This window comes from Frankia sp. CcMO1 (assembly GCF_977945845.1).
Genome location: NZ_CDWTMG010000388.1, coordinates 1 through 2,783, shown reverse-complemented (window position 1 = coordinate 2,783; position 2,783 = coordinate 1). Strand labels below are relative to the sequence as shown.

General features: G+C 70.0%; 3 protein-coding genes. All 3 read right to left on the bottom strand.

Annotation, left to right across the window (positions count from 1 at the left end):
• Positions 1 to 400, bottom strand: a 400-nt coding sequence (locus tag AC08OU_RS24235; protein WP_476605904.1) for a hypothetical protein, incomplete at its 3' end; no start/stop codon positions are given.
• Positions 343 to 1,140, bottom strand: a complete 798-nt coding sequence (locus AC08OU_RS24230) for a hypothetical protein (RefSeq protein WP_476602392.1) — start codon at positions 1,138 to 1,140, stop codon at positions 343 to 345. The genes AC08OU_RS24235 and AC08OU_RS24230, both read right to left, overlap by 58 nt.
• Positions 1,141 to 1,250: 110 nt before the next feature.
• Positions 1,251 to 2,408, bottom strand: a complete 1,158-nt coding sequence (locus AC08OU_RS24225) for a diguanylate cyclase domain-containing protein (protein WP_476602393.1) — start codon at positions 2,406 to 2,408, stop codon at positions 1,251 to 1,253.
• Between the last annotated feature and the right edge of the window lie 375 nt (positions 2,409 to 2,783).

Genomic DNA, 2,783 nt, shown 5'->3' with positions numbered 1-2,783 from the left:
GGACATCGGGAGCGACCCAGGCCGGGGGCTGCCGGGGCGTGACGGCTACAGGGGAGGGGTCCGTGGTCCGGACCCTGCTTGGCAGGTCGGCCGTGCCGAACCTCAGGTGCAGGTGATCGGGGTCATGGCGACGCCGCTCCCACAGCGTCGCAGTCGGTCCCTGAGCGGTGGCGAGCAGGCTTGCCGGATCGGGGTGGTTGCGATGACGCTCGGTGCATTCCGCCGCGAGCGCGGCACGAGCAGTGGCCTCGACGTCGTCCCGCTCCTGCCGGTAGCGGGCCATGGCTGCACGGAACTCCCGACCCTCCCGCCGTCGGCCGCTCACCACGGAGGCGACCAGGCTCACCGGCGCCAGCACCGCGAAGAGCAGAACGTAGACTGTCCGCAGCAGGGCAGCCATGCCCAGGGCGGCGACGAGCGGCAGCACCGTCGTGAGGACCGGGACCGGGACACGGCGGGTGCGGCCGGCAGGGCGAAGACGGACTCCCGCTCCAGCGGATGCAGGCGAGGCGGACGGTTGACGTCGAGCATGCCAGGAGCGGAGACGGACGGGCGGGTCAGCACCGTGAGCGGTGCGGGCCGCACGAGCAGCAACGTCACCGGGGCGATCCGCACCGCGGCCAGGATGGTGCTGGCAGGCGACGATGGGTGGTCGCCGACGACGGCCGCGCCCGGACCGGCTGTGACGGTGCACCGACCGCCGACCTCGACCCGGATGGTCAGCGCGGGCTCGTCGCTGCTGTGACCCCCCAGCGTGACAGTGCAGCCGGGTCCCGAGCCGACGGTGAACTCACCCGCCGGCAGGTGATGGATGTCGCCCGCCCCGGGCCCACCGATGATCATCAGGTCGACCAGACCCGTCCCGCGGACCCGCCGGGACACCGCGGCATCAAGGCTCACCACCGCACCCTCCAGCAGCGGCGAGGAGGCCAGGGTCGTCTCCGGGTCGAGTGGACGGACGGTACCGGAGACGTTGATCGAGGGCCCGGCCCGCGCCAGTGTGGGAGTACGCCGATGCGGGCGGACAGCGGCGGCCATCGCCCCGGCCACCGCACGGAGCGGGGTTTCCGGGGCGGCGGTCAGTAGTACGTCCGTGCTGGAATTCCGGGTGGCATCGAGGACGGTGAGGGTGAAGCGCATGTATGGAAGATACGGCGTGGAAAAGCGGGGAGCGGGACGGGCCGACGGGGAGTTCTTCTACTTGGTGTTGTGGTCGAAATATGTGGTGGCGCAGAAACCACCATGACGATTCATGGCGAGTCGCAAGGATGATGCTCCCGCCCGGCCGTGCGTGCCATCGCCCGGGTGCGCATCACCTCCGCACCCGCCAGCTCCACCATGGCGTCACTCACCTCGGCAGCGTCGGCCGGGATCGGGAAACCGACCGCAGGTTCGGGTGAGCGCGTCTGGCCGGTCGGAGACGGCCCAGCCGACAGGGCCACTCCGACGCTCACTGACATGCTGATCCGATGACCGTGCACGTCCAGCGGTTCGTCCAGGGAGGAGATGAGCCGCTCGGCCAGGGTTGCGGCCTCGGCTGCGGTAACGGGTCCGGTGACGATGACGAACTCGTCCCCGCCCCAGCGCCCGAGAATGTCGCCGGGGTGGAGTACCTTCGAAAAGCGGCGGGCGGCGGCATCCAGAACGGCATCGCCCGTCGGATAGCCGAAGGAGAAATTGACTCGACGAAATGCATCCAGGTCAAGGAAGAGAACGGCCGTTCCGCGGTTGTGCCCGGTTTTGGCCGTGCCTGTTGTGATGGCCGTGCCGGCGGCGGCTGGCAGGGCGTGTCCGGGGGTTGTTCCGGGCGCCACGGTGGTCACAGTGTCCGGCGGGCCCGCGGCCAGTCGGGCAGCGAGAAGCGCGCGCAGCCCCGTGCGGTTCACCAGCCCGGTTGTCGCATCTGTCGACGCGTGATGCCGCAGCTCCTCCTCCCGCTGGTGTCGCTCGGTGACGTCGTCGACGACGACGATCAGACCGTCACCACGGATCAGCGGGCGCAGGCGTACGTCGAGCCAACGATAACCATGTGGCGTCGGTTTCGGGATCTCGATCCGGGCCTGCTTGCGTCGTCGGTCGATCATCTGCCGGGACAGGATCGCCAGTGCCCGCACCGGGGCAGCCGGATCGGCGAGCGCCGCGGCGGCCAACAGGGTCGCGGGTCGGGCTGTGGCTCGTTCCGCCGGCCGAGCCGCTGATCGAGCCGCTGATCGAGCCGCTGAGTTGGCCGCGTTGTCGCATGCCGCCAACCAGCTGATGCCCGGCCGGACGGGGAGCAGGGCCACCCCGGTGGCGGCATTGCGGCGCCATGCCTCGTTGAGGCGGGTCACCGTTCCCTCCGGGCCGAGCACGGCGACCGACGAGGGGAGGGAGTCAAGGACGGCCACCGCGACGTCGTCGGTCAGCACCGAGCTGGTTCCTTCCGACTGCCGGTCCAGGGGTGGCCGGGTAGGTGAGTTGGACGTACCTGCCTTGCGGTACTGGACACGGGTGGGTCTGCCGTGGGAGCGACGCGTCACGCGCTCCCGCGGCCGGGCGGGACTGCTGTGGTGAGATCAATCCGATCATCCCGGCTTCCTCGTATACGTGTTTTCGGTTTTGCTGACCGGTGTGCGGAGTGGGGGTTGGGTGAGTGCGGCGGGTGCGGGCGGATAGTGACTCCGCTGGGCGAGGGTGGCTGCAGCCGGTCAGCCGGTCAGCTGCGGCGACGGACAATATGGAATCCCGCCTCGGCCAGAATCATCGGTATCAGCCTGATGGTCTCGCGGTCCTTCTCGCGACTA

What these genes read in the sequence shown, in the direction of transcription:
- AC08OU_RS24230 (WP_476602392.1), bottom strand. Translation starts at nt 1,140, where the DNA reads ATGCGCTTCACCCTCACCGTCCTCGATGCCACCCGGAATTCCAGCACG.